The organism is Sutterella parvirubra YIT 11816, assembly GCF_000250875.1.
Lineage (GTDB): Bacteria > Pseudomonadota > Gammaproteobacteria > Burkholderiales > Burkholderiaceae_F > Sutterella > Sutterella parvirubra.
The window spans coordinates 7,206-13,830 of sequence record NZ_JH604943.1 but is presented as its reverse complement, the minus strand read 5'-3'; the positions used below and the strand labels follow the sequence as shown (position 1 = coordinate 13,830).

General features: G+C 62.9%; 6 protein-coding genes. 5 read left to right on the top strand and 1 reads right to left on the bottom strand.

Features of this window, described 5'->3' with window-relative positions:
- Positions 1–229: hypothetical protein (locus HMPREF9440_RS11650; RefSeq protein WP_216586060.1), on the top strand; the 229-nt coding region annotated here is incomplete at its 5' end.
- A 510-nt stretch (positions 230–739) separates the two neighbouring features.
- Positions 740–1,975, top strand: coding sequence for an ATP-binding protein (locus HMPREF9440_RS04485; protein WP_008541889.1), 1,236 nt, complete (start codon positions 740–742; stop codon positions 1,973–1,975).
- A 2-nt stretch (positions 1,976–1,977) separates the two neighbouring features.
- Here HMPREF9440_RS04485 and HMPREF9440_RS04480 read toward each other — a convergent pair whose 3' ends face one another.
- Positions 1,978–2,454 (bottom strand): YbaK/EbsC family protein, encoded by a 477-nt coding sequence (locus HMPREF9440_RS04480; RefSeq protein WP_040763598.1) that lies wholly within the window; start codon positions 2,452–2,454, stop codon positions 1,978–1,980.
- A gap of 270 nt (positions 2,455–2,724) precedes the next feature.
- On the opposite strand from HMPREF9440_RS04480, the gene HMPREF9440_RS04475 reads away from it, so the two are divergent.
- From HMPREF9440_RS04475 to HMPREF9440_RS04465, 3 genes are all read left to right on the top strand, one after another.
- Positions 2,725–4,611, top strand: a complete 1,887-nt coding sequence (locus tag HMPREF9440_RS04475) for a DUF3375 domain-containing protein (protein WP_172634284.1) — start codon at positions 2,725–2,727, stop codon at positions 4,609–4,611.
- Between the two features lie 69 nt (positions 4,612–4,680).
- On the top strand, positions 4,681–5,601 hold the full coding sequence (locus HMPREF9440_RS04470) for a DUF4194 domain-containing protein (RefSeq protein ID WP_148516390.1): 921 nt from the start codon (positions 4,681–4,683) through the stop codon (positions 5,599–5,601).
- Positions 5,598–6,625 (top strand): ATP-binding protein (locus tag HMPREF9440_RS04465; protein ID WP_008541885.1); only part of this gene is annotated, 1,028 nt, incomplete at its 3' end. The genes HMPREF9440_RS04470 and HMPREF9440_RS04465, both read left to right, overlap by 4 nt.

Here is a 6,625-nt window from a genome sequence, read left to right as displayed (position 1 = left end):
TTGCATTTTGGTCAGCAGATTGAAAGCCATCTTGTTGAGAAGTATTGTCATGAGCCTGATGGGACTGCCAACTTCTCCGGACCATCTGAAACAGAGCCCCGCGATGAAAAAGGGCTCTTCGTGGATACCTGTGGGTCGGCTGACGAATCATGTATCTCTGCAGGCCTTGTCCCTCTTGGCTAACAGCTTCCCGGAAGCTCAACTTTCCGGTTCGATCGCTCCGTCATGATCATGTCGATCATGTGCTATTTGTTACAAAAGCCAAAGGTTTCCTGATGAGGAGCCTGATGCACGCGCTGAAGACTCACTCTGATGGCTCTCGCGCCGGTCATGGATATGACAATGCGAAGGATGGCTTTTAAGAGCTTTTACCCACAGGTATGCCCGAATCCTCTTTTTTTTGCAGTAGGACTTGTTACTGGAAGGTAGCCTTTTGACAACAAACTGTGACAGCAGAACGATGATGGTCTGTGACAAAGGAGTTATCAAACTTGTGACAGTATGAGTTATTGAAGTGTGATACTACGAGTTATGAAATTCTGTGACAGTACGAGTTACGAAAAGTCAAAACGATCGAAACCGTGTTGCATGCGACACGGTTTCGGTGTTTTTATGGGTTCCGTGTATCACGCTACACAAAATTCTTGTTTTTTCGCTTTTGGAGACCTATACTACACAAAAATGATGTTTCCTTAGTTTTGTGTACTGTACGTGCTCAAAACAAAAACAGGATCTCACCATGAACACTCCTCCGCATCTCATCCCACGCACGAGCTACCTCGATCGCCTGCAACGTTTGCGTCAAACGCATTTCATCAAGGTCATCATGGGACCTCGGCGCTCGGGAAAGTCGACGCTTCTCCATCTGCACAGGGAAGCGTTGCGCCGAGAGGGTGTTCCTGAGAATCACATCATCAGCTTCAACTTGGACGACATCGCTGACGAGCAGGCCAAGAGCGCTGAGGGGCTCTACCAAAGCATCATCTGCCGCATCGTTGACGACGAAACCCATTACGTCTACATCGACGAAGTTCAAGAGTGCGTCGGCTTCGAGCACGTTCTCAACAGTCTGCTGCTCAAACCGAACCTCGACGTGTACGTCACCGGCTCCAATGCATACCTTCTCTCCGGGGAGTTGGCCACGTACCTGACCGGCCGATACATGCCTTTGGAAGTCATGCCGTACTCTTTCGCCGAGTTCCGACTTGCGGTCGAGTCCGACCAATACACCAAGGAAGAGGATTTCAACCGGTACGTGAATATCGGTTCCTTTCCGGCGGCCGCGGTCCTTCGCGACAACGACGCCTTGCTCAACGACTACTATGAGATGCTCGTGACGGGGGTTCTATTCCGAGACATCCAAAGCCGACTTGAGTTGCGGGACGCGAATCTGCTTCGAAAACTCGTCAATACGTTGGCGTCCCTCATCGGGAGCGCCGTCTCCGCGCGCAACATCACCAACACGCTTGTCAGCGCCGGCCACACCGTCTCCAACAAGACTATTTCGGCCTACCTTACGGGGATTGAGGCGTCCTACATCTTCCTCAAGGTGCCGCGATACGACGTCGTGGGACGGAAAATTCTGACGACGCAGGAAAAGTACTACCTGTGCGACCCCGGACTACATCGACGACTGGTCCACGCCAGCGATCCGGCCTACGGACGACTGCTCGAAAACATCGTCTTCCTTGAGCTCCGGCGACGCTACACATCCGTCTTCATTGGGAAAGCGGGACAAAACGAAGTCGACTTCGTGGCTCTGCGAGGCGACGACGTTCACTACTATCAGGTATCAACAAGCGTTTTGGATCCTGAGGTCTACAAGCGCGAAGTCGGCGCCTTCAGCGGGATTCGGGACAATCACGAACGTTTCCTGCTGACACTGGACACGTTGGGCGCCGGCCGGAACATCAACGGGATCAAGCAGCTCAACGTTTTGGATTGGCTGCTCGATCCTTCTGAAACCAAGGCGTAAGTTCACTCCCTCGGCTTCGTCACCTCCACCCACCCCTTCGCCTCCGCGGCCTCATAGAGCTCCTCGGGACGGAACTTCACCGCCGTGCGGTCGTCGCCGCAGGCGGGATAGACGTACTCAAAAGCGAGAAGCGACCGGTCGAGCCAGACCGAGATCCCGGGGTTGACCCCGAAGGGACATACGCCGCCCGGGGTGTGACCGACCTTCCCTTCCAAAACGTCGCCCTTGATCATCCGGGCGGTGAGTCCGAACGTTTTCTTGAAGAGGGACGACGAGATCTTCGCGTCCCCCGCCGCGAGAACGAGGATGGGCCCCTCGCCCTCACGCCCCTCGAAGGCCATCGTCTTCGCGATGTGGGCGGGTTCGCACCCGAGCGCCGCGGCGGCCAAAGCCACCGTCGCCGTGCATTCCTCCATCACGATGACGCGCTCGCCGTAGCCGTGCGCGTCCAACCAAGCCTTCGCCTTCTCGCGGGACATGTCGGGGGTCTCCTCCTCGTTTTTCGGTTCTTTGTCGGGGGATGATGCGGGTCCCACCATGATAGGCCCGCCGCCGGGCGATTCTGAGCCTCGCGGAGGGCCCCGCCGACAACCCGGCAGGCACGTTTGACGAAACCACCGCCCGACGCCCCGGACTACGCGTCCTTCCTTAGTCGGCGCCGCCTCAAGAAAGCGCATCCGTGCGACAATATTGGGATTTTCATGCGGTTCCGCGCCGCTCACCCCGAAAGGTTTCCAAAAGGTTTTCCCTTGTCCTCCGCACGTGAACTGACCGCACGCTACCGCACGCTCCGCGACGCCCCGATGTGGCGGCTTCTCGCGAGCCAGCAGGGCCCGCTCGTGATCGGCATTCTGCAGGCGCTCCTCTACGAAGAGGAGCGCACGCTGCCGGGCTCCGTCTTTCTGGAGCGCCTCGCGCCCCTTTGGGCCGAGGCGACGCTCGAAGCCGTCTCGCCCGAAGACGCCCGCGCTCTTGCCGCCCGCTTCGTGCGCGAGGGGTACCTGGTGACGAGGCTCCCCGCAGGGGCCCTGGAAGAGCAGTACGAATTGACCGCCGGCGCATTGGAAGCGATCCGCATCCTTTCGCGCGCGTTGACGCGCCGCTCGGGGCCGTCGGAAAGCCGCCTCGAAATGCTCGCGCACGCGGTCGTGAAGTTGGCGCAGGACGCCGACCCCGACCCCGCCCGACGGATCGAACAGCTCGAAGCCGAAAAGCGCCGCATCGACGAAGAGATCGCGGCCGTCAAAGCCGGCGCAAGGACGGTCTTAGGGAAGGACGCCGCGCAGGCCCGCACGGGAGACATTCTGGAGCTCTTCGCGGAGTTGTTGAACGACTTCCGCAGCGTGCGCGAAGAGTTCGACCGGCTCAACCTCGACCTGCGCGAGCGCATCATGACGAGCGAAGGGTCGCGTGGCGACGTGCTGGAGCGATTCTTCGCGGGCTACGACGAGATCGCGCAGAGCGAAGCGGGCCTCGCCTTCACGGGGTTCTACCGGTTGCTCACGAACGAGAGCGCCTCCGCGGAAATGGAAGCCGCGCTGGAGCGCATCACGCAGCAGCCCTTCTACGGGGAATTGTCGCTCCGCGAACGGCGCACCCTCGCGCAGCTCCGAAGCGAACTCCTCTCCCGCTCCATGGACACGCACGACGTGATGCGGCGCCTCGCGCAGAGCCTGCGCCAATTCGTCGAGTCGCGCGAGTACGTAGAGGAGCGCCGCATGGGGCAGCTTCTGCGTGAAGCGCGTGCGGCCGCGGCCGCGGCCCGCGAGGACGCGCATCAAAGGAAAACGTTCCTCGAGCTCGTCCTCCCCAACGCCGACATCCATTCGCCGACGCAGTATGAGTTGGACGACCCCTCGGTCGACGTCGAAAACTACGACGTCTCCGTCGCGCCCCCGCCCGAAATCGACCGCGAGGCGCTCGCCCAGCGCATCCGCTTTGCGGAAATCAACTACGGCGAGCTCCGCCTTGCCGTGGTCGAGGCGCTCGGGCTCGCCAAGATGGAGGGCCGCGGGAAGGTGTCGGTTTCCGAAGTCTGGTCGCACGTCCCCAACCATCAGGGCTTGGGGAGCATCGTGGGGCTTCTGACGCTCGCCGCCCGGTACGGTGAGGCCGCGGAAGCCGCTGAATCGGTGGATGCCGCTGAAGCGCCTGAATCCGCCGCCTCCGACGCCGTCCTCTCGGCCGCCGCCGAGGCGCTCGAAGCCGTGACGGAGGCGCAGTTGACGGGTCAGGACGTCAAGGCTCCCAAGACGCCCAAAGCGCCCAAACGCCGCTCGAAGCGCATCTCCGCGCTCGCGGCCGCGATGGACGAAGGGCACCTCTCGGGCGGCGTGGAACTCTCCGCCGAAGGCATTCAGGCCTTCCGCGCGGACCCCTCCGCCGCCGCGAACGACTACCGGGGCTTGCCCATGCCCGACGTCTGGCCCTCGGGCACGGACCTTCACGGCGAGACCGCGCCGGGGAGTCTCCTCGCACCCCAACACGAAACGATCAGCTGGACCGACCGCGCCGGAGGCGACGTGTCGGCCGAGATCCCGAAGTTGGTCTTCACGACCACCGGGGTCGCGCGCATGATGCGGAGCGCCCGCCAAAGCGCGCAGGCGCGCGGCCTCGCGGACCCGTTTGCGCGGTGAGCGGCCCCATGGTCGTGGTGAGCGAACTGAACCGAACGAATTGCATTGAAGATTGAGAAGGACGACAGGATGACGGAAGAGAAGGACGACCAGCTGCCGGACGATCTTTTGGCCTACGCGGACGCGTTGGAAATCGAGGCCGCTGAAGTCGAAGAAGCGGAACAGGAAGCCGAATTCGATTTCGGCGAAGCGGAAGCCGAAGAAGCCGACGCGGAAGACGGCGATCAGGACGACGCGGCCGACGAAGCGGACGACGACGCCGACGAAGACGATGACGACGCCTCCGGCCTCTGGCCCGGCGACACGGGCGAGCTCCCCTTCAACGTGCGCCGCGTGTTGGTGGCGCTGCTCCGAGGGCCGTGCCTCCGCCGCGACCGCCACCCGAAGCTCTGGCGCGTGCTTTTGACCAACGAAGCCGTGATCCGGAGCCGCGTCTCCGACCTCATCCTCGACCTCCTCTTGGACGAAGAGGCCGGCGTCGCGATGCTCCGCCGCGCGGAGACCGGGGACTTGAAGGCCCCGTCGCTCCTTCACACCCAGAGGCTCAACTTCCTCGACAGCTGCGCCCTTCTGGAACTTCGCGAAAAGATGATGCGGAACGCCGGCGCCGCCGACGAGCGCACCGTCGTGACGCCCGAAGAAATCGCCGAGGCGCTCAAGCTCTACGACCGCACCGCCTTCAAGGACGAGCAGGCCTTCCGCCGGCACGTCTCGGGCGTGGTGTCGCGCTTGACCGCCCGCCGACTGCTTCTTCCCCTTCGCGGGACGTCCGCCTTGGAGGTGAGCCCGACGCTGCCGCGTCTCTTCACCGCCGACGACGTCGCGAAGCTCACCGCCGCCTACAAGGACAAGGCGAACCGCGTGGGCCGCGCCGAACTCGATGCGGAAGGCGCCGTGAGCGTCGATGAAGCTGCCGAGACCGCCGAACCCGCGGACGTCACCGACACGTCCGACAACAAGAACCTCTTCACGACGGAGGCCGCCCGATGAGCGTGCGCGACACCGAAACGACCATCGCCCCCGAACTCGAAGCCTTCGACGACGGGAGTCAGATCGACGCGATGGAGGCCGGGACGACCCCGGCCGGGTACGAGTCCGCGGGCGAAAAGCCGACGGGCGGTCGGTCCGGTCAGGAAGACCTCCTGGCGGGGCTCAACCAATTCCGCGCCACGCGTCTTCAGATCCTCAACTGGGGGACCTTCACCGGGTACCACGACGTGCCGATCGCGCGCAAAGGCTTCCTCTTCGTGGGGGCCTCGGGCTCGGGGAAGTCGACGCTTTTGGACGCCATGGTGACGCTCCTCTTCCCCGCGCCCGACTACAACGCCGCGGCGCGCGAAGGCGACAAGCGCCGCGGGGACCGCTCCCTGATGAGCTACCTCCGAGGCGCCTTCGGCACGCAGACCGAAACCGACGAGCGCGGCACGCGCACGACGACGCAGTACAGCCGCACGGGCTCGACCTTCTCGGCGATCGCGTTGACGCTCGAAGACCTCACGGGCGAAGCCGTCACCCTCATGATGGTCGCGTACGTGAAGGGCGACTCGACCGAAGAGAGCAAGGTGAACCGCATGTACTACGTGCTGCGCTCCCCCTGGACCTTCAACCTCCAGGCCTTCCGCGGCTTCGCGCAGTTCGCGTCCTTCGACTTCAAGTGGCTGCGCCGGTCGCTGCCGAACCCCGAGGTCTATCAGACGTTCTCGGCCTACGGTGAGCGCTTCCGCGAACTCTTCCGCATCCGCGACAAGAGCGCGATGAAGCTCCTCGCCAAGGCCCAATCCGCGAAGAACCTGGGCGACTTGAACACCTTCCTGCGGGACTTCATGCTCGAAGAACCGCGCACGTTTGAAACCGCCGCCAACCTCGCGCGCGAGTTCGACGAGTTGGACGAAGCCCACCGCGCGGTCGTGCGCGCCCGCGAGCAGGAGGAGTGTCTCGCCGCCGCCCGCGACGCGATCAAGACCCGCGGCGACCAGGAAGCCCGCTGGCGGGCGGGGGTCGCGCAGCGCGACGC

What these genes read in the sequence shown, in the direction of transcription:
- HMPREF9440_RS04480 (WP_040763598.1), bottom strand. Translation starts at nt 2,454, where the DNA reads ATGTCCCGCGAGAAGGCGAAGGCTTGGTTGGACGCGCACGGCTACGGC.
- HMPREF9440_RS04485 (WP_008541889.1), top strand. Translation starts at nt 740, where the DNA reads ATGAACACTCCTCCGCATCTCATCCCACGCACGAGCTACCTCGATCGC.
- HMPREF9440_RS04470 (WP_148516390.1), top strand. Translation starts at nt 4,681, where the DNA reads ATGACGGAAGAGAAGGACGACCAGCTGCCGGACGATCTTTTGGCCTAC.